This window comes from Bradyrhizobium algeriense (assembly GCF_036924595.1).
GTDB lineage: Bacteria > Pseudomonadota > Alphaproteobacteria > Rhizobiales > Xanthobacteraceae > Bradyrhizobium > Bradyrhizobium algeriense.
Window position 1 is genome coordinate 2863674 of sequence record NZ_JAZHRV010000001.1, and the last position, 19950, is coordinate 2883623.

The 19950-nt window shown below is 63.9% G+C and carries 14 protein-coding genes; 6 read left to right on the forward strand and 8 right to left on the reverse strand.

All coding sequences use genetic code 11. The features are described 5' to 3' along the window. Positions 1–14: 14 nt before the first annotated feature. From accB to V1286_RS14190, 4 genes are all read right to left on the reverse strand, one after another. On the reverse strand, positions 15–506 hold the full coding sequence (gene accB / locus V1286_RS14175; RefSeq protein WP_334480419.1) for an acetyl-CoA carboxylase biotin carboxyl carrier protein: 492 nt from the start codon (positions 504–506) through the stop codon (positions 15–17). A 78-nt stretch (positions 507–584) separates the two neighbouring features. Next, positions 585–1052, reverse strand: a complete 468-nt coding sequence (gene aroQ / locus V1286_RS14180) for a type II 3-dehydroquinate dehydratase (protein ID WP_334480421.1) — start codon at positions 1050–1052, stop codon at positions 585–587. Between the two features lie 302 nt (positions 1053–1354). Then, a complete protein-coding gene (locus tag V1286_RS14185) occupies positions 1355–1948 on the reverse strand; it encodes a hypothetical protein (RefSeq protein ID WP_417021137.1) in 594 nt (197 codons plus the stop codon). A 43-nt stretch (positions 1949–1991) separates the two neighbouring features. After that, positions 1992–3350, reverse strand: a complete 1359-nt coding sequence (locus tag V1286_RS14190) for a YadA-like family protein (RefSeq protein WP_334480423.1) — start codon at positions 3348–3350, stop codon at positions 1992–1994. Positions 3351–3719: 369 nt separating this feature from the next. Here V1286_RS14190 and V1286_RS14195 point away from each other — a divergent pair, with 369 nt between their 5' ends. Beyond that, the gene (locus tag V1286_RS14195) at positions 3720–4826 is read left to right on the forward strand and encodes a helix-turn-helix transcriptional regulator (RefSeq protein WP_334480425.1); all 1107 of its coding nucleotides are present in this window, start codon (positions 3720–3722) and stop codon (positions 4824–4826) included. Between the two features lie 90 nt (positions 4827–4916). Here the strand turns inward: V1286_RS14195 and V1286_RS14200 are convergent, their stop codons facing one another. From V1286_RS14200 to V1286_RS14210, 3 genes are all read right to left on the reverse strand, one after another. After that, positions 4917–5699, reverse strand: a complete 783-nt coding sequence (locus V1286_RS14200; RefSeq protein WP_334480427.1) for a DUF1236 domain-containing protein — start codon at positions 5697–5699, stop codon at positions 4917–4919. A 191-nt stretch (positions 5700–5890) separates the two neighbouring features. Further along, on the reverse strand, positions 5891–6658 hold the full coding sequence (locus V1286_RS14205; RefSeq protein WP_334480429.1) for a DsbA family protein: 768 nt from the start codon (positions 6656–6658) through the stop codon (positions 5891–5893). 126 nt (positions 6659–6784) lie between these two features. After that, positions 6785–8191, reverse strand: a complete 1407-nt coding sequence (locus V1286_RS14210) for a M48 family metalloprotease (protein WP_334480431.1) — start codon at positions 8189–8191, stop codon at positions 6785–6787. Between the two features lie 225 nt (positions 8192–8416). Here V1286_RS14210 and V1286_RS14215 point away from each other — a divergent pair, with 225 nt between their 5' ends. The 3 genes from V1286_RS14215 (at position 8417) to V1286_RS14225 (ending at position 11724) form a co-directional block, all read left to right on the forward strand. Beyond that, entirely contained in the window at positions 8417–9604 is a 1188-nt protein-coding gene (locus V1286_RS14215) for a pyridoxal phosphate-dependent aminotransferase (RefSeq protein ID WP_334480433.1), read from the forward strand. 59 nt (positions 9605–9663) lie between these two features. After that, positions 9664–10281, forward strand: a complete 618-nt coding sequence (locus V1286_RS14220; protein ID WP_417021138.1) for a biotin transporter BioY — start codon at positions 9664–9666, stop codon at positions 10279–10281. Positions 10282–10395: 114 nt separating this feature from the next. Beyond that, a complete protein-coding gene (locus V1286_RS14225) occupies positions 10396–11724 on the forward strand; it encodes a dicarboxylate/amino acid:cation symporter (RefSeq protein ID WP_334480435.1) in 1329 nt (442 codons plus the stop codon). A 169-nt stretch (positions 11725–11893) separates the two neighbouring features. Here V1286_RS14225 and V1286_RS14230 read toward each other — a convergent pair whose 3' ends face one another. After that, complete coding sequence (locus tag V1286_RS14230; RefSeq protein WP_334480436.1) at positions 11894–15040, reverse strand: Rne/Rng family ribonuclease; 3147 nt, start codon at positions 15038–15040, stop codon at positions 11894–11896. A 736-nt stretch (positions 15041–15776) separates the two neighbouring features. Here V1286_RS14230 and V1286_RS14235 point away from each other — a divergent pair. Together V1286_RS14235 and V1286_RS14240 are read left to right on the forward strand one after the other, a co-directional pair. Beyond that, on the forward strand, positions 15777–17126 hold the full coding sequence (locus tag V1286_RS14235; RefSeq protein WP_334480437.1) for an N-acetylmuramoyl-L-alanine amidase: 1350 nt from the start codon (positions 15777–15779) through the stop codon (positions 17124–17126). 240 nt (positions 17127–17366) lie between these two features. Next, the gene (locus V1286_RS14240; protein ID WP_334480438.1) at positions 17367–19880 is read left to right on the forward strand and encodes a penicillin-binding protein 1A; all 2514 of its coding nucleotides are present in this window, start codon (positions 17367–17369) and stop codon (positions 19878–19880) included. Positions 19881–19950 lie beyond the last annotated feature (70 nt).

Consider the following 19950-nt stretch of genomic DNA (forward strand, 5'->3'; position numbering starts at 1 on the left):
TGACGTTGACGAACTTATTCAATGATCACGAGCGGCTCGCCGAATTCGACCGGCTGGCCGTCCTCGACGAGAATCTGCGTCACCGTGCCCGCGCGCGGCGACGGGATCTGGTTCATCGTCTTCATCGCTTCGATGATCAGCAGCGTTTGACCGGCCGATACCTTGCTGCCGACGTCGATGAACGGCTTGGCGCCGGGCTCGGGCGCCCAATAAGCGGTACCGACCATCGGCGAGGGGACCACGCCCGGATGCTTGGCCAGATCGGCACCCGCCGCGGGGATGGCTGCCGCGGCAGCAACCGCCGCCGGCTGGAAGCCCGCCGGCATCGCCGCCGATACGGTGATGTTGCGCGCGACCCGCAGCCGCAAGCCGGCGCGCTCGATCTCGATCTCGGTCAGGCTGGTCTCGTCCAGCAACAGCGCGAGTTCGCGAATGAGCGCGCTGTCGTCGCTCTGCAGATTTGCGGCTGATTTGTCCGCTGACTTGTTGTCGGGCTGGCGGGCCATGCTCTTGATCCGGAATTCTCGATGTGGGTGACGGTTGAAGCGTCAGGCTTGGGGGCGTTCGACGTCAGGTTTTTGAAGTCAGGTTTTGGCCCTGGCGCCGAGTTTGGCGGCAAGGCCATTGATTGCGAGGCGGTAGCCATCGATGCCGAAGCCGCAGAGCGATGCAAAGGCAGCCATGGCCGTGTAGGAGTGATGACGGAAGCTCTCGCGGGCGTGGATGTTGCTGATATGCACTTCCACCGTCGGGATTTTCACCGCGACCAGCGCGTCATGCAACGCGATCGAGGTGTGCGAATAGCCGCCGGCGTTGATGATGATGCCGACCACCTTCTTGGCATGCGCCTCGTGGATGAAATCGATCAACTCGCCTTCGCGGTTGGATTGCCGACAATCGGCCTTCAGGCCGAATTGCGCTGCGGTTTCCACGCAAAGCTTTTCGACATCGGCGAGCGATGCATGTCCATACTTCTCCGGCTCCCGTATCCCCAACATGTTGAGGTTCGGGCCGTTGAGCACATAGATCGTCGCGGCAGAGGCTTGGGCCATCCAATTTCCAGCAAAGGGGGCGGGCAGGTCGCGGGGTTATAGGTAACAACGGGGCCAAGGGGAAGCCTCTAGGCCGCTCTGTATCCCTTTCAAAAGCCTCATCCTGTTCATAAAAAGGCGTACAGAACCTGCTGAAATTGTTCCGTTAACCAATGTTAGGAGAACCGGCACCGTAACCGGGCAGCCGGATCACCCCACATTACCACCGGCTCTGGCCTCCCAGGCTTTCGGCGAGGTCACTGCGGAAATTGTGCTGCCCGAGATGCAGCACCTCGCATTGCAGATCGGACCGCGCGCCCGGCCTACTTAGGTTGCTGGTTGTCGGTCGGCTTGTTCGCTGGCGGCGTGAGCCTGATTGCGGGCGCGGGCTTTGCTGATGCAGCCTGCTTGGCGTGGTTCGGAGGAGGGGGCCTCTGCGCAATCGGCGACGAGGACGGCTCAGGCGCGGCGGGTGCGGACGATCCGACGCCGACGGAGATGCCGAACAGCCGCCACTGCCCGTTCACCGGCGCGAACGACAGGTCGAAATTGACCTGGGTCGGCGCTGATGGAAAGAAGCCTGCCATGCGCATCAGGCCGTTGGCTTCGATCTGCGGCAGCAGATTGAGTTGCGGATCAATCACAGCGACGCCTGAGAGATCGAGGTTGTCGCTGCGCAGCTTGGCGAAGATTTCGCCAAGCCGCGCCGCGGTGTTAGATTGAAAGCCGGGCGCGCCGATATCGCGCAGTACTGTATAGTTGCCGGTCTTGTTGGCCTGGTCGAGCGCGAGCAGCGTCGATCGGACCAGAATCAGCACGCCGTTGCGGTCAATCGGCGCCGGTTTCGGCGCCGCCGCGGGCGAGGGCGCCTGCGCGTGGCTAGCAGAAGCCGTTGCGGCCATGACAGCCGCAAACATCAGAGCTCGCCAGCCACGTCGCTCTCCCGTTACCACCCTATCGTCACCATGCGACGGTCATGCCGGCCCGTCCGCCGACGCCGCCCTGTGCGAAGCCGGCGGCGACGCCGCCATTGAGCACCACATATTGGTTCAAGCGCATCTGCGCTCCAAGGCTCATGGCATTCTGGCCGCGGAAGGTGCCCCAGTTGGTCGAGATCGCGAACTTCTTGTCCGACGGCAGCGCGGAGCCGCCCATGGCGATGGCAATCGCCGTTCCCTCAAAGGCTTGCCGCATCTGCGTCTGCAACGTCGCGACGTTGGATTGCAGCAGGGAGATATCCTGGCCGCTGAAACCTGCCGCGGCGAGATTGCCGTTGGCGTCGGTGGTCACGAGCGAGGTCGGGCCGGATTGAGCAGCAAGGCTTGCCGCCGAGGTGATGCCGGACATTCGGTAGGTGTTCGATCCTGTGCCGATCGAGACCTGGTTCGCCGCTGACGTCGTAGCGCCAGTGCCGATCGCAGTCGAATTGGCGAATGTCGCCGTGGCATTGGTGCCAAGGGCGGCGGAATTCGTGCCGGTCGCGACCGTGCCGTCGCCGAAGGCGGCGCCACCATTCGCAGCCGACGCCCCAGCGCCGACCGCGATCGAACCGGTTGCGATCGCACCGTTACCGATCGCAATCGAATTGACGCCGCTGGCGGTGGAATTTTGGCCGACCGCGACCGCGCCGGTCGCAGTTGCCTGCGCGTTGGCACCGACTGCGGTGGCGCCTATCGCGCTTGCTGTGCTCGCTTGGCCAATGGCGGTGGTGGCATCGCCGGTGGCATTGCTGCTCTGGCCGAACGCGCTCGCGGTCGCGCCGTTCGCGTTAGCGTTCTGGCCCGTGGCGGTCGCTTGCAAGCCACTCGCGGTGCTGAACTGACCTGTCGCGGTCGCGCCGCCGCCGTTCGCGGTGCTGAACTGACCTATCGCGGTCGCGGCAAGGCCGTTCGCGGTGCTGTTCTGGCCCGTAGCGGTCGCGTTGGTGCCGTTCGCGAGGCTGCTTTGGCCCGTCGCGGTCGCGTTTTGGCCGATCGCATCGCTGGCCACCCCCGTCGCGGTCGCGTTGCCGCCGTTCGCGTTGCTGCCCCCGCCGGTCGCGGTAGCGTAAGTACCGTTCGCGATACTGGCTTGGCCGGTCGCGGTCGCGCCGTCGCCGGTCGCTACCGCGCCATCGCCAGAAGCGTAGGCTTGTATGCCGGTAGCTGTCCCTCCGTTGAGAGATTGCTGGCCCATCGCCGGAACGGCCCAGAGGGTTGCTGCTGCGATTGAAACGCTGGCGGCCAGCGCCAGCCCTCGCAATGTCTCGCCGGATATGACAAGCAGCCGCGCCTGGAGGCCGTGTGGGTGAAACACGTCGGAGGCGTGTGCTGTGGCCAAATCCGCCGCGCCCGCTCTTGGAAAACTTGTCATCGCCGGCCTTTCTGATCGCTGACCGGTGAAATGACCGTTTGGTGAACGTCAGACATGCAAGCTCCCACGGCAGACGGCGCGATTCCTGTTACTTCGATCTGCCGTGAAGCGACCTTGGCCCAAGCCATGCAGTGGCCGCATCTGACGAACGTCAGAGGCATCGAACCAAACGGAAGCATTTTGCGCTGAATGTTGCCGAGTGAGACTTCGTGGCAACAGAATCGTGCTTGATGCCCATAGTCGAGCCTTGCGGCCGGGGCGGTACATAGGCCAGACTTCACGCACAACTTGGGGTAGGGGCTGATGTCTGGCGATGGGCTATCCGGCGAGGACAGGGTGCTGGACCTTGTCGGATCCATCTATGATGCAGCGCTCGACGCGCAGCTCTGGCCGGGTGTCCTCAACAGAATTGGCGATGCTGTTGGCGGGCCGCAGGTGGTGTTTGGATTTTACGACCCGGCGAACGGGATCGTGAGCATGCACGCGCCGCGCACCGATCCGGACATCTTGCGCAGCTTTGACGAATGGACGCCGGATATTCCGGCCTTGCCGTGCACTGGAAACTATCGGCCCGGCGAGGTCTTTACCGGTGCGGACGTCATCTCGCGGGACGAGTTTACCAGCACGGCCTTCTATAACGAATTGTGGCGGCCGGGCGGTTTCAGCGCCGATCCCTTGGTCACCAACCTGTTTGCCGATAGCGCAGCCTCCGGGCACATTGCGAGCCACGGACTGCTGAACCGGTCGCCATTCGACGGTAGCCAGAAACGCTTGTTCGCGGCGCTGGCGCAGCATCTCGTTCGCGCGGTCGCGCTGCAGCGCCGTGTGTATCATCTGACGATCGCAAATGAGCGTGCGCTAACCGGCCTAGACGGATTGCAACAGGGTTTTCTGCTCGTCGACGCGGAGGCGCGGCCGCTGTTCGTCAATCGCGCGGCCCGTGCGCTGCTCGATAGTCGCGATGGCCTGCGGCTCGAAGCCGACGCCTTGTCCGCATCCGATGCCGACGGCGGGCGGACATTGCGTCGGCTGATCAAGTCATGCGCTGGCGATGCCAGTGCTGTAACCGGTTCTGGCGGCGACGTCGCGCTGCCGCGAGGAGCGGAGCGGTCGCCGCTCGATGTTGTCGTGACGCCGGTAAAGCAGGAAGCGGCGAAGGCCATCATCCCCTGGACTTTCTCGCAACGTGCAGTCGCGATCGTGCTCGTCTCAGATCCCGAACGGGAGATACAGGTGCGCGTCGAAGGCTTACGCCAACGGTTCGGTTTTACGCCGGCAGAGGCAGCGTTCGCGCTTGAGATCGTCAAGGGCGATGGCCGCCAGGCTGCCGCTGACAGACTTGGCATCACCGTCGGGACGGCGCGCAGCCATTTGTCCAGTATCTTTGACAAGACAGGTTCGCGTCGCCAGGCCGAACTGGTGCGGCTGCTTCTGCAGAAGTGAAGCGAAGCCGGGTATCTTGTTGAGTGGAGCCAAGGCGGACAAAAAAAGGCGGGCATTTCTGCCCGCCCTGATACTGCGAAGATACCACTGTTAGGCTTCCAGAATAGCCACGATCTCGAAGGTGTTCGGATCCACGATCACGATCTGCTCCTTGACGAGGATGAACTTATACCTGCGCCATTCCGGATAGATCGTCACCACGCGCTCCGGCAACGTATGGAAGACCACGTCGCGCGGTACGCGGGTGCCGACCGAAATCGAGAAGTTCACGTTCGTCACCGGCGCGACGCGCTGCTCCTTGATTACGCTGGTGATCTGGGTGCGCTGCTCGGTCGAGAGCTTGCCGGCCGCGCCGGCCTGACCCGTCGTGGTCGTGCTTTGGCCCGCGGCTCCGCCCTGCGTCTGAGTCTGCATGCGATCTTCCTTGCCCTGGGCCTTCTGGTCCTTCTGCGGCATGGTCTGGTCGCGGCCCGGGGTCTGGTCACGCTCACGCTGCTGGGTCGTGCTTTGATCACGCTGCATCGTGCCCTGGCCCGTCGTCTGACCCTTCTGTTCGCCCTTCATGCCGCCGCGGTCCTCCTTGCCTTCGGCCTTCATGTCCTTGCCGCCCTTCATTTTGTCGTCGGCGCGCTGGTTCTTTTCAGCGCCCGTCGACTTCTCGGATTCCGCACCCTTCATACCCGTCGTGCCGCCGCTATCGCGCTGCATCGTGCCGCCCGACGCACCACCACCGCGATCGGAGGGCGCGCTCTGTTGCGTCGCGGAACCTGGTGACCCTGCGTCACGGCCCATTCCGGTACCCTGCGCATTCGCAAAGCCGGTTCCGGCGATCAGGGCCGCTGTCGCGACCGAAATCAAAAAGCGATTAGTCATCGAATGTCTCCTCACGTGTTCTGCATTGCCCACGCCAACAACGAAAGGATTTGCCCGATGTTCCTGTTATTTGATCGGTTCCGAAGGCCTTGTTTTGTGAATGCGAGATGAACTGATGCGCACGAGAATGCCGCAAACAAAAAGGCCGGCTGTCGAGCCGGCCTTTTCATCTTAATGCGTGCAGCGTCGCCTCAGCACGTCGCCTTGCCGCAGCGGGCGTTGCTGATCTTCTCCCGCAGGTTCTCGACGCCGACCGCGCCGATCACGACCTGCTTGCCGATCACGTAGCTCGGCGTGCCGTTCATGCCCATCGCTTCGGCGAGCTTGAAATTTTCCTCGAGCGTGTTGCGCACTTCGGCGCTCGAAAGGTCCTTCTCCAGCTTCGCCATGTCGAGGCCGACTTCCTTGGCAACGGCCATCGCGCGCGCCTTGTCGGCGGCGCCGCGGCCAGTGAGCAGCTTCTGGTGGAAGTCGAGATATTTCTTGCCGGTCGGATCCTGCATGCGCACCGCGACGCCGACCTGCGCGGCTTCGACCGAGCCCGCGCTCAGCACCGGAAATTCCTTGAGCACGACCTTCAGCTTCGGGTCGCTCTTCATCAGCTCCATCATGTCCAGCATCGCGCGCTTGCAGTAGCCGCAATTGTAATCGAAGAATTCGACGAAGGTGACGTCGCCGTCCTTGTTGCCGATCGTGACGTTGCGCGGCGAGTTGAAAATCGCGTCCGCGTTCTTGGCCACGCCGGCTTCGTGCTTGGCGGATTCCGCCGCGGCCTGACGCTTGCTGAGTTCGGTCATCGCCTCTTCGAGCACTTCGGGATGCGCGATCAGGTAATTCCGGATGATGGTCTCGATGTCGCCGCGCTGGGTGTCGCTGAAGCTCTGCGCGGAAGCGGACATCGGCGCGCCGCAGAGCGCGAGAGCGAACAATGCGGGGATGAGAAGACGGAACGAGGGCATCGGTAAATCCTTATGCGGCGGGTTCCCGGGCAATTCTGCTGAAGGCCGGCTCCTGGGGAATATGCTGGTCGCGGGTGACCAAATCCTTGGTGATCCAGTCCGATTATAGCCGAACGCGGCTTAATTCTAGTTGCTCTTCTGGCCCGGCAGCGGCTTGGCGCTCACAATGTCGTCAGCCTTGACCCATCCCGGCGTCCCGATCGCGAAGCGCGTCTTCGCGCGCGATGCAAGATCGCGCGCCGTCTTGTTGTCGCCGCGGAGGTAGGCGGCCTGGGCCGACGCCAGATCGGCCTGCGCGTAGTCGCCCTTGCGGCCATAGGCCATCGCGAGCTGGATGTAGCCGATCGGCGCTTCGCTCTCGCGTGCCACCGCCGCGCGCAGGATGGCGATCGCCTCGTCGGTGTAGGCATTGTTGCCGGTTGCGACGAGGGCCTGCCCTAGCAGCATCTCGATGAGCGGGGAGTTGTTGGAGAGCGCGACCGCCTTGCGCAGCGGCGCGATCGCCTCCTGCGGCTTGCCGCCCTCCAGCAATGCCTGGCCACGCACCTCGTGGAAATAGGGATTGTTGGGCTGCTGCTGGATCAGGGCATCAATCTGGGTGAGCGCGCTGCGCAGGTCGCCGTGCAGATAGGTCGAGATCGCGTGGGCATAGCGGGAGGGCAGGCTGTTGTTGGACAGCGGATAGCGCCGGTACACGGTCTCCTGCCGCTCCATGAAGGCCGAGATCTTGGCGCGCACCATGTCGTGGCGCAGCTGCAGGGCAGGGTCGTCCTTCTTGTCCCAATAAGGGCTCGACCTTGCCAGTTCTTCCAGCGCGGCGACGCGCTGGGCCGGCATCGGATGCGACTGAACGTAGGGGTCCGAGCCGCGTGCGGCGAACAGGCTTTCGTCGGTGAAGCGCTTGAAGGTCTCGTACATGCCTCGGGCGGACTGGCCGGTGGCGGCCAGAAATTTTACGCCGGCCTTGTCGGCGTTTTCCTCCTGCTGGCGCACGTAGGACAGCAGGTTGCGGCGGATCATTTCTCCCGGCGCGGAGAACATTGCCGCGCCGGCGTTCGCCAGGCCACTGTTGCTGCCGCCGCCTTGCGCGCCCGCCACCATCGCGCCGGCGCCAAGCAGCATGGCGATGATCATCTGGGTCTGGGCCTGCGCCATCTGCTCGCGCATCTTGGCGAGATGGCCGCCGGCGAGGTGGCCGGTTTCGTGCGCCATCACGCCGATGATCTGGTTCGGCGTCTCAGACTGCATGATCGCGCCATAGTTCACGAAGATGCGGCGGCCGTCGGCAACGAAGGCGTTGAAGACGCCCTGGTTGATGATCACCATCTGGATGTTCTGTTTTTCCAGGCCGGCGGCGCGCAGGATCGGCCGCGTATATTCACGCAGCAGCTGCTCCGTCTCGGTGTCGCGGAGCACCGGTGGGCCCTTGTTCTCCTGCGCCACAGCCGCCATTGGCGCAACGGCGAGCGCTGCGGCCGTCATCAGCGCGGTCAATTTCAGTGGTTTCTTGCGTAAGGCGATGCGGAGCAGCATGAGCGATCTTTGGCGATTTGCGAGGCCCGGTTGTGGTCCGAGGGCAGTTCGGTTCTGATTAGATCAGAAACAGGTCCCAGTCTGTTGTTTCAACGTGTTTGTTGATGTGAACCGGTATCACTTCGCGTCAAAACGCTATAACAAGCCACCGAATACGGCCAGTCTGGGGCGGTAACCGGTTCGGGAACCCGAATTCGGAGCCGCTCGTGCAAATAGCAGATATCGATGCTGGAATCGACACTTAGAGACCGCGTGAAAACCCTGTTGACTCCGTCGGCGCGGAGCGATGTTCCGCCCTTCATGGTGATGGACGTGATGGCGGCCGCGGCCCGCATCGAGGCGGCCGGCGGCCATGTCATTCACATGGAAGTGGGGCAGCCGGCGGCGTCAGCCCCCAAGGTCGCGATCGCGGCCGCGCATGCCGCGCTCGATGCGGCGCGGATCGATTACACCTCCGCGCTCGGCATTCCCACGCTGCGCACGCGGATCGCAAGACACTACCACGATACTTACGGCCGCGCGGTCGATCCCGAACGCATTGTGATCACGACCGGCTCGTCCGGCGGTTTCATTCTGGCGTTTCTGTCGATGTTCGAGCCGGGCGACCGGGTGGCGGTCACGGTGCCGGGCTATCCGCCATACCGGCATATCCTGACCGCGCTCGGCTGCGAGCCGGTGTTGATCGAAACCTCGAGCGCGACGCGTCATGCGTTGACGGGCGAGGCCTTGCTGGCCGCGCATCGCAAGGCGCCGCTGAAGGGCGTGCTGGTCGGCAGCCCCGCCAATCCGACTGGAACGATGATGTCGCGCGAGGCGCTCACCGGCCTGATTCATGCGGCGGAAGGCGCCGGCATCCGCTTCATTTCCGACGAGATCTATCATGGCCTCGACTATGCGTTTCCGGCGGTGACGGCGGCGGAGCTTTCGCCACATGCGCTCGTGATCAATTCGTTCTCGAAATATTTCTGCATGACCGGCTGGCGGGTCGGCTGGATGGTGGTGCCGGAGCCTCTGGTGCGGCCGATCGAACGGCTGCAGCAGAACCTGTCGATCTCGGTGCCGACGCTGTCGCAGATCGCGGCCGAAGCGGCCTTCGAAGGCCGCGAGGAGATGGAGGCGATCAAGCGCGGCTATCAGGAAAACCGCCGCATCCTGATCGAGGGACTGCCGAAGGCCGGCCTCACCAGGTTCCTGCCTGCCGATGGCGCGTTCTACCTCTACGCTGATGTATCGGATTTCACCTCCGACAGTTTCGAATTTGCCGGCCGCATGCTGGAGAAGGCGCATGTGGCGGCGACGCCGGGCGTCGACTTCGATCCGATCCACGGCCGCAGCTTCATTCGCTTCTCCTACGCGCGCTCGGCCGACGAGATGCGTGAAGCGGTGACGCGCATCGCGCAGTGGCTCGGTTAGCACCGACCGGTCACCATCATCCAAATCATACCTACCTAAAATCAATCGGGGAGCCATCCATGTCCGCCAGAACCATGCCTGAAACCGCCGCGCCATCGCATTTCCCGCTTGCCGCCCTGCTGTGGCCGCATCGTGCTGATGGATCGTGGGGTCTGTTGCGCAGCGTGATCCTGGTCGCGCTGGGGACGGCGCTGCTGACCTTGTCGGCCAAGGTCAATCTGCCGTTGCCCTATGTGCCGATGACGTTGCAGACGCTGGTTGTGCTGGTGATCGGCGCGGCCTATGGCTGGCGGCTCGGCAGCGTTACGCTCATGGCCTATCTGGCCGAGGGGGCTATTGGATTTCCGGTATTCGCAGGCCCGGTCGGCGGCCTTGCGCCGTTGATCGGTCCGACGGCCGGATATCTCTTCGGCTTCGTGGCGGCGGCCTTCGTGACGGGATGGCTGAGCGAGCGCGGCTGGGACCGATCAGTGCTCCGGCTGTTCGTTGCGATGGCGCTGGGACACATTCTCATTCTCGCTGCCGGATTTGGTTGGCTTGCGTTCGGCATGAAGCTCGGCGTTGAAAAGGCGTGGCTGGTCGGTATTGCGCCATTCATCGCGGCGTCCCTGATCAAGAATGCGCTCGGCGCTGCCCTCGTGCCGGCGATCCGGAGGATTTTCGACCCACGCGGCTAAGCAAGTCGCGTCTGCCAACACCATTGACTCCGCTCGCCCAAAGGATTTTGGCTGTGTGCGACGGATTGGCGCAGGTGCGACCAATCCGCGACCGCTGAGGGAGGAGTAAGCGTCATGGCGGCAACAATTGCGACCGAAGCGCCGGCAAGTGCGGCAAAGCCCTGGTACCGGGTTCTTTACGTTCAAGTTTTGATAGCGATCGTGCTCGGCGCACTGTTCGGCTGGCTGTGGCCCGCGCTTGCGACCAACGACTGGATCAAGGCGCTCGGCGACGGCTTCATCAAGCTGATCAAGATGGTGATCGCGCCGATCATCTTCTGCACCGTGGTATCCGGCATAGCGCATATACAAGATGCCAAGAAGGTTGGCAGGATCGGCGTCAAGGCGCTGGTCTATTTCGAGGTCATCTCGACCTTCGCGCTGGTGATCGGTCTGCTCGTCGGCAATCTGGTCAAGCCGGGCGCGGGTTTCGGCGGCGGCATGGCGAATGCGCAAGCCGTCGCCGGCTTTGCCAAGCAGGCCGAGGCGCAAAAGAGCGTCGATTTCTTCCTGCACATCATTCCCGATACGGTGGTCGGCGCCTTCGCGCAGGGCGAAATCCTCCAGGTGCTGCTGTTCTCGATCCTGTTCGGGTTTGCGCTGATGGGTCTTGGCGAGCGCGGCCACACGATCCGCGCCTTTATCGACGATGCGGCGCACGCGGTGTTCGGCGTCATCGCCATCGTGATGAAGGCCGCCCCGATCGGCGCGTTCGGCGCGATGGCGTTCACGATCGGCAAGTTCGGGACCGGCGCGATCCTGAACCTGATCGGACTGATCGCGACCTTCTACGTCACCGCCGCGCTGTTCGTGTTCGTGGTGCTCGGCATCGTCGCGCGGATCGTCGGTTTCTCGATCTTCAAGTTCCTGGCCTACATCAAGGACGAGCTCCTGATCGTGCTCGGCACGTCGTCCTCGGAAAGCGCGCTGCCGTCCTTGATGGAAAAGCTTGAGCGGCTCGGCTGCTCCAAGTCGGTGGTGGGTCTCGTGGTGCCGACCGGCTACTCGTTCAATCTCGACGGCACCAACATCTACATGACGCTGGCGACCCTGTTCATCGCGCAGGCGCTCGGCTTTGACCTGACCTTCGGCCAGCAACTGACCATCCTGCTGGTGGCGATGCTGACCTCGAAGGGCGCCTCCGGCATCACCGGCGCCGGCTTCATCACGCTGGCGGCGACGCTGGCCGTGGTCGATCCGCGGCTGGTGCCGGGCATGGCCATTCTGCTCGGCATCGACAAGTTCATGAGCGAGTGCCGTGCGCTGACCAATCTGTGCGGCAACGGCGTTGCCTGCGTGGTGGTGTCGTGGTGGGAGGGCGAACTCGACAAGAGCAAGCTGCACGCCAATCTGAACAAGCAGGTTGATCCGTCCGACGTGGAGACGGCGCTCACGACGGGATAGGTAGAGCGTTTTCCAGCGAAGTGGGTACCGATTCGCATCAAGAAAACGCGTCAAATCAAAAATCCAGGGCGCCGTTCCGATTCCATCGGAACGGCGCTCTAGCGACCAGCTCGATGCAAATAAAAACCGCCCGGTTTTGGCCGGGCGGTTTTCTTTTTTGGTTTGATCCTTACTCGCCGCTGCCGAAGCGCCGCGACCACCAGCCCGCCTTGCGTGGCGCGCCCTCGTCCGATGTGGCCGGCGCCGGCTCGGTCGGAGCAGGCGCGGGCGACTCGAACGGCTCCGGCGCACTCTGGCTGACGGAGGAGGGCGCCGGTTCGGCCGGAGCGCTGGTCACGAAGCTGACTTTCTCGCGCACCGTCGAACGCCGCCGCGCCGCGGCCCGCTCGGCCTCTTGCGTGGTTTCTTCAGTTGACGGCGCGGGTGCGCTCTCGACCGGCTCGGGCTGGGCGTAGGCCGCAGGCTGCATCTCCGCCGGCTGCGAGACCGGTTCGGGCTGAAAGTCAGCCTGCACCAGCGATGGCGCGGGCTCGGACGCGCCGCCGTCGAAATCGGCAACCGCGCTGGTCACTTCGGGAGTCGGGGTCGGCCCGAGTTCGTCCGCGATCGATCCGGCCAAGCCATCTTCCAGCTCGGCACCACGCCGGCGGCGTCCGCCGCGACGGCCGCGACGGCGCGGGCGCCGCTCGCCACCGGCAGGCTGATCGCCGCGGGCCATGCCGGGCTGTTCGTCGCCTTCGTCTTCGTCAGCTTCGCCGTCCTCGGCGGTCACGCCTTCGACGGCCTCGCCCGCGACGCGCATCGCGTCACTGTCCTCACGCGGGGCACCGCCTTCACGGGGCTCGCCACGGCCGCGCCGGCGCCGGCGCCGCTTGCGGCGGTGGCCGTCTCCTTCGCCTTCGCCCACTGCGGCTTCGGCGGCCTCGTCGGCCAGCCCCTCGGTCTCGTCGGTTTCGATCTCGGATTCGGCTTCGATGTCGAACGCCTCGTCGTCATCATAGGCTTCCTCGACCTGCGGCGGGAAGGCGGTGGCCTGCGCCGCCAGCAACGCCTTGGCTGCTTCCAGCGTATGCACCTGCTCGCCGCGGTCGATGATGTACGACTGCTGGCCGGCAACGGTTGGATCGGCGCTCACCGCGAGCGACACCTTGAAGGCATTTTCGAGGTCGCGCAGATGGCCGCGCTTGTGATTGAGCACATAGAGCGCGACGTCGGTGCGGGTGCGCACCACCAGATTGTGGGTCGCGCCCTTCATCAGGATTTCCTCGATGCCGCGCAGCAATTGCAGCGCGACCGACGAGACCGAGCGCACGTGACCGCTGCCGCCGCAAACCGCGCAGGGCTCGGTCGAACTCTCCAGCACGCTGGCGCGGATGCGCTGGCGGGACATTTCCAGCAGGCCGAAATGCGAGATGCGTCCGACCTGGATGCGCGCGCGGTCCTGCCGCAGGCAGTCGGACAGCTTGCGCTCGACCGCGCGGTTGTTGCGCTTCTCGTCCATGTCGATGAAGTCGATGACGATGAGGCCTGCGAGATCGCGCAGGCGTAATTGTCGCGCGACTTCCTCGGCCGCCTCGAGATTGGTCTTGAGCGCGGTGTCCTCGATGTGGTGTTCGCGGGTCGAGCGGCCGGAGTTGACGTCGATCGAGACCAGCGCTTCGGTCTGGTTGATGACGATGTAGCCGCCGGAACGCAGCTGCACGGTCGGCGAGAACATCGCATCTAACTGGCTCTCGACGCCCATCCGCGAGAACAGCGGCTGGCCGTCGCGATACTGCCGCACTGCCCGCACGTTCGAGGGCATCAGCATCTTCATGAAGTCGCGCGCTTCCTGGTAGCCGGATTCGCCCGCGACCTGGATTTCGTCGATTTCCTTGTTGTAGAGGTCGCGCAGTGAGCGCTTGATCAGCGAGCCTTCCTCATAGACGAGGGTGGGGGCCTGCGACTTCAGCGTCATGTCGCGCACGGTTTCCCACATCCGGATCAGATATTCGAAGTCGCGCTTGATCTCGGGCTTGGTCCGCGAGGCGCCGGCAGTGCGCAGGATGATCCCCATGCCCTCGGGCACGTCGAGGTCCTGCACCACTTCCTTCAGCCGCGAACGGTCCTGGGCCGAGGTGATCTTGCGGCTGATGCCGCCGCCGCGGGCGGTGTTGGGCATCAGCACCGCATAGCGGCCGGCCAGCGACAGATAGGTCGTCAGCGCGGCGCCCTTGTTGCCGCGCTCTTCCTTGACGACCTGAACCAGCATCACCTGGCGGCGCTTGATGACTTCCTGGATCTTGTACTGGCGGCGCGGGCGGAACGGGCGTTCCGGAACTTCCTCCAGCACGTCGTCGCCGCCGACGGATTCGACGACTTCCTCTTCGGCGTCCTCGGCGTCGTCCTCATCGTCATGGCCGTCGTCGCGTTCGGAGGCCGGGGCGAGTTCGTCGGGAGAAGCAACGGCGTAGCCTTCACCGGCGTGCTCGATATGCGGCGCGTCGTCGGCATGGGCCGCGTTTTCGCGCGCCCGTTCCTCGTCATGATGCTCATCATGCGCGTGTTCGTCGTGAGCGTGTTCGGCCGTCGCCTCGGGGGCGGCCGCCTCGACCGGCGCCGCGGCGGGCACGCCGGATTCCAATTCCGCGACCGGTGCTTCGCTTGCGGCATCTGTCCGCGTATCAGGACCTTGCGCATCGTGATCGTGGTGACGTTCGTGGTCGTGCTGAGAATCGTGATCGTGCGAATGGTCTTGATCGTGATCATGCGTCTCATGCGCATCATGGTCGTGATGCGCCGTGTCCTCATGATGCTCATCATGATGTTCAGCGTCGTGCGGATGCACTTCGCCGGCATACGCGCCTTCGTGCTGATGCGCCTCGCCTTCATAGGGCTGGGCCGCCTGCGAGGGATCCTGGCCGGCGTTCTCGACGACGCCGCTCTGGACACGGTCGCCATGGCCGCGTCGACGCGCATTGCGGTGGCGCGAGCGGCCACGGTGGCGGCTAGAGGAGCGGTTCTCGCTCTCTTCCTCGGCCTCGCGATGGGCGCGCTCGTCGGCCTCGATCAGCGCCTGACGGTCGGCGACCGGGATCTGGTAGTAGTCCGGATGGATTTCGCTGAAGGCGAGGAAGCCGTGGCGGTTGCCGCCATATTCGATGAACGCCGCCTGCAGCGACGGTTCTACGCGCGTGACCTTGGCGAGGTAGATATTGCCGCGCAGTTGCTTGCGCTGGGCGGTCTCGAAATCAAACTCTTCGACGCGGTTGCCGCGGACCACAACGACCCGGGTCTCTTCCGGGTGGGTGGCGTCGATCAACATCTTGTTGGGCATTTTTGAACTCTTGACGGCGGCGGGCGCGGTGCATGGCGCGCGCAAATTGCGCGGCCCGGTGACGCGACGGTCCACCTGATTCGGGGGTGAGGGGAAGGCCAAAACGCACTTCTTGGCGCCGCGCCGAACGGGGAGCCACCGGAGCGAGGCGACGTGCGAAGCTTTCGCTTCGCGTCGGCGCGATCGTTCCGTGGATCCTGGTCGGCAACACAGTCTGGCGCATCAAGCGTCGGCCCGTCTAAACATGTTGGCGGAAAAGGATACCGCCGCATTTATCGCTGAAGGCCCGGTTCGGCGCCTAAACGCCCGCCGGCCATCGCATATCGGACCGTTTGGGGTCCGGATAATCAGTTTTGCCGTGTCTCAAACCGTCCCTGGAAAAGGTACCTGGGACCGGACGCCGCTCGGGCTCGAAACCGCCACTCCGTGTCAGCCGCGCGCGGCGCTGGCTGTGGAGGGATCGGGAAAGACGCAGGTTCCTCCGGCTTCGAAGGTTCCGGCGCTGCACCGGGAGGCTGAACGCGACACAACCGGGAGTATTAGCCGTCAGCACCCCGTACATACGTGGATTGGCGGCTACGTGCAAGGGAAGCGCAAGAAAGGCACAAAAGGGAACCAGCCGCCGGGCGTCGCAGCGCGGCAACACTCGCTCCTTTTCACAGATTCGACCTTAAGGTCTGATTAACCCTGCGGTTCTAATGCGGTAAGGGAGGGCTCCTCCGGAGGCACCGAATCGTTGGCGAGCCGCGCAAATCACCTTGTTTTGCTGGGATGTGGCCTATTGTGCGCCGCAGCATTGCTGCGCGCCCAAATGGCCGGCCCCAGCGTGGCCCAGGCACAGGTTTATCAAGCACCCGCCTATCAAACGCCGCTTTATCAAGGACCGGCCGCCATTCCGAGCCCAGCGGCGGCATCGAATTTCCCGATCGCGTCGGACGCTCGCCTGGCCGGCGATACCAAACAGACCCGTTTCATCCTCGATCTCGACAAGCCGGTCCAGTTTCGGGCCTTTGCCCTGGCGGACCCATATCGCGTGATCGTCGATCTTCCCCAAGTCAGTTTCCAGCTTCCGGCCGGAGTCGGTGTCGCGGGACGGGGATTGGTCAAGGCGTTCCGTTACGGTCTCGTCATGCCGGGCGGATCGCGGATCGTGTTCGACCTGACGGGACCTGCCAAGATCGCCAAATCCTATGTGCTGGAGGCGGCCAACGGCCAGCCGCCGCGGCTGGTGCTCGAATTCGAAGACGTCGACCGCACCGCCTTTGTACAGTCGCTGGCGCCCGAAAGCCGCCCCGAACTGCGGCCTGCGATCGCCGAGGCCAACGCCGCCGCTGCGCGGGCGGAAGCGCCGGCAGCGCCTCCGTCGCCGCCGGACAAAAGGCCGGTGGTCGTGATCGATCCTGGCCATGGCGGCGTCGACAACGGCACCCAGGCCGGCGGCGGCGACATCATGGAAAAGAATCTGGTGCTCGGCTTTGGCCTGGCGCTGCGCGATCGGATCGAGAAGTCGGGCAAGTATCGCGTCGTCATGACCCGGACGGACGACACCTTCATTCCGCTCGGCGACCGCGTGAAGATCGCGCGCAACGAGTCAGCGGCGCTGTTCGTCTCGATCCATGCCGACGCCCTGCGTCGTGGCGAGGGCGATGCCCAGGGCGCCACCATCTATACGCTCTCCGATAAGGCCACCGACTCCGAAGCCGAGCGGCTGGCGGACACTGAAAACAAGTCGGACGCGATCGGCGGGGTCAGTCTCGCCGACGAGCCGACCGAGGTCGCCGACATCCTGATCGACCTGGTGCAACGGGAGACCAAAACCTTTTCAAACCGGTTCGCGCGGATCCTGATGGGCGAAATGAAGACCACGGTGCGGATGCACAAGCATCCGCTGAAATCGGCCGGTTTCCGGGTCCTGAAGGCCCCCGACGTGCCCTCGGTCCTGGTCGAGCTCGGCTACGTCTCGAACAAGGGCGACCTTGAGCATCTGGTGTCGGAAAACTGGCGGAACCGGACGGTCGGTGCGATGGCGCAGGCAATTGATGCGTTTTTAGCCAAACGGCTGGCAACTGCCGGACCGGGCAAGTGAAAAGTTCAGTGCGCATTGCGTAGGCGCAGGCTGAAAAGCGTGCCGTGCGGTGGCCCAAGCCCTAGTTTGGCCACAGCGGCAACGGTATAGAAAATCGACTGCTGGTCTTCGGAATCGGTCAATATTGTCCGCCGGACCCTTTATTGTTCGACCGCGTGGCGGCAACTCGTTCGGTGGGATTGCCGTATTAGGATAGACGCCGCAGATTTCGGCGCACAGGGTTGGAACGGAACTTCGACAATGCGCTTTCTGGTCCGGTTTTTGGGTTTCCTGTTCGCCGCCGGGACTGTCGTGTTCCTGGTCGGCGTGGCCGGCGTCGCGGGCGCGATCTGGCATTTCTCCAAGGACCTGCCGGACTACTCACAGCTTCAGGATTACGAGCCTCCGGTGATGACGCGCGTGCACGCGTCCGACGGTGCACTGCTCGGCGAATATTCCAAGGAGCGCCGCCTCTATCTGCCGATTCAGGCGGTGCCGAAGCTCGTCATCAACGCCTTCCTCGCGGCCGAGGACAAGAACTTCTACGAGCACGGCGGCATCGACTTCACCGGCATGGCGCGCGCGGCCGTCCTGTATGCGCAAAATTTCGGCTCCAACAAGCGTCCGCAGGGCGCCTCGACGATCACCCAGCAAGTTGCAAAGAACTTCCTGCTGACCAACGAGGTCTCGTTCACCCGCAAGATCAAGGAAGCCTTGCTGGCGATGCGCATCGAGCGCGCCTATTCGAAGGACCGCATCCTCGAGCTCTATCTCAACGAAATCTATCTCGGTCTTGGCGCCTACGGCATCGCGGCCGCATCGCTGGTCTATTTCGACAAATCGGTGAACGAACTCACGATCGCGGAAGCCTCCTATCTGGCGGCGCTGCCCAAGGCTCCCGCGGTGCTGCACCCGGTTCGCAACCGCGATCGCGCGGTCGAGCGGCGCAATTACGTGGTCGATCGCCTGCTGGAAAACGGCTGGATCAAGCAGGCCGACGCCGACAAGGCCCGCAAGGAAGCGCTCAACGTCACCAGCCGCGGCAACGGCGCGCATATCTTCGCCGGCGAATATTTTGCCGAGGAAGTCCGGCGCGACATTTTCGAGCGCTACGGCGAAAAGAAGCTGTACGAAGGCGGATTGTCCGTCCGTGCCACGCTCGATCCGAAGATGCAGGTGATGGCGCGCAAGGCCATGGTCGCCGGCCTCGTCAAATATGACGAGGCGAGCGGCTGGCGCGGCGCACCGTCCAAGCTGGATATTTCCGGCGACTGGGGCGTGAAGCTCGCCGACGTCAAATCGCTGGGCGACATTGCGCCGTGGCGGATGGCCGTGGTGCTGGAGACGTCCGACCAGTCGGCGCGGATCGGTTTCCAGCCGGGCCGCGAGCTCGGCGGCGCCATCAGCAAGGTCAGGCAGACCGGCATCATCACGCTCGATGGCGTGCGGTGGGCGAAGGCCGCATCAGGTCCCGCAAAGGGCAGGACACCGACCTCGGTGGCGCAAGTTCTGGCGGCCGGCGACGTGATCTATGCTGATCCGCTGTTCGACAAAGAGGGCAAGCCGGTCGAAGGTCAGTATCGGCTACGCCAGTTGCCGGAAGTGTCCGGCGCGATGGTCGCGATGGATCCGTGGACCGGCCGCGTGCTGGCGATGGTCGGCGGCTTCTCGTTCGATCAGAGCCAGTTCAACCGTGCGACCCAAGCCTATCGGCAGCCGGGTTCGTCCTTCAAGCCGCTGGTGTATTCGGCGGCAATGGACAACGGCTACACCCCGTCGACGGTCGTCGTCGACGCGCCAATTGAAATCGATCAGGGACAGGGCGTCGGTGTCTGGCGCCCGGAAAACTATTCGTCCGGAAAATACCAGGGACCGGTCACGCTGCGCAACGCGCTGCGGAATTCGCTGAATACGGTGACGGTGCGGCTGGCCCAGGACATCGGCATGCCCTTGATCGGTGAGTATTCCAAGCGTTTCGGCGTCTACGACGAGTTGCCGAACTATCTGTCCTATGCACTCGGCGCCGGCGAAACCACGGTCATGCGGATGGTGACGGCCTATTCGATGTTCGCCAATGGCGGCCGCCGCGTGAAGCCGACGCTGATCGATCGCATTCAGGATCGCTACGGCCACACCATCTTCAAGCATGACGCCCGCGAATGCCGCGGTTGCGACGCGCCCGGCGGCTGGAAGAATCAGGCCGAGCCGCAGCTCGTGGACCGCCGCGAGCAGGTGCTCGATCCGATGACGGCATATCAGATCACCTCGATGATGGAATATGTGGTCCAGGCCGGCACCGCGACGGTGGTCAAGGAAGTCGGCAAGCCGATCGCCGGCAAGACCGGCACCACCAACGATGAAAAGGACGCCTGGTTCATCGGCTTCTCGCCGGACCTCGTGGTCGGCATCTATGTCGGTTTCGACAAGCCGCGCAATCTCGGCCGCGGCATGACCGGCGGTCATCTGGCCGCACCGATCGCCAAGGACTTCCTGAAGCTCGCGCTCGCCGACAAGCCCGCTATACCCTTCAAGGTGCCCGCCGGCATCAAGCTCGTCCGCGTCGACCCCAAGAGCGGCATGCGCGCCGGTCCGGGCAGTGGCGGCCTTCTCGAAGCCTTCAAGCCGGGCACCGCGCCGCCGGATAACTACTCGGTCATCGGTGTGGCCGATGCGGATGGTCGGATGCCGCAGCAGGGATACCCGCAAGGGTATCAGCAAGGGTACCAGCCCGACTCCGGCAATATCATGCGTCCAGGAACCGGCGGGCTTTACTGATCCGCACGACGTGTTCACAACCTCAAGGCGCATCTTCGGACATCGCGTTATAAACATGCTTGGATCCCGC

What these genes read in the sequence shown, in the direction of transcription:
- accB (WP_334480419.1), bottom strand. Translation starts at nt 506, where the DNA reads ATGGCCCGCCAGCCCGACAACAAGTCAGCGGACAAATCAGCCGCAAAT.
- aroQ (WP_334480421.1), bottom strand. Translation starts at nt 1,052, where the DNA reads ATGGCCCAAGCCTCTGCCGCGACGATCTATGTGCTCAACGGCCCGAAC.
- V1286_RS14185 (WP_417021137.1), bottom strand. Translation starts at nt 1,948, where the DNA reads ATGTTTGCGGCTGTCATGGCCGCAACGGCTTCTGCTAGCCACGCGCAG.
- V1286_RS14200 (WP_334480427.1), bottom strand. Translation starts at nt 5,699, where the DNA reads ATGACTAATCGCTTTTTGATTTCGGTCGCGACAGCGGCCCTGATCGCC.
- V1286_RS14205 (WP_334480429.1), bottom strand. Translation starts at nt 6,658, where the DNA reads ATGCCCTCGTTCCGTCTTCTCATCCCCGCATTGTTCGCTCTCGCGCTC.
- V1286_RS14210 (WP_334480431.1), bottom strand. Translation starts at nt 8,191, where the DNA reads ATGCTGCTCCGCATCGCCTTACGCAAGAAACCACTGAAATTGACCGCG.
- V1286_RS14215 (WP_334480433.1), top strand. Translation starts at nt 8,417, where the DNA reads ATGCTGGAATCGACACTTAGAGACCGCGTGAAAACCCTGTTGACTCCG.
- V1286_RS14220 (WP_417021138.1), top strand. Translation starts at nt 9,664, where the DNA reads ATGTCCGCCAGAACCATGCCTGAAACCGCCGCGCCATCGCATTTCCCG.
- V1286_RS14225 (WP_334480435.1), top strand. Translation starts at nt 10,396, where the DNA reads ATGGCGGCAACAATTGCGACCGAAGCGCCGGCAAGTGCGGCAAAGCCC.
- V1286_RS14230 (WP_334480436.1), bottom strand. Translation starts at nt 15,040, where the DNA reads ATGCCCAACAAGATGTTGATCGACGCCACCCACCCGGAAGAGACCCGG.
- V1286_RS14240 (WP_334480438.1), top strand. Translation starts at nt 17,367, where the DNA reads ATGCGCTTTCTGGTCCGGTTTTTGGGTTTCCTGTTCGCCGCCGGGACT.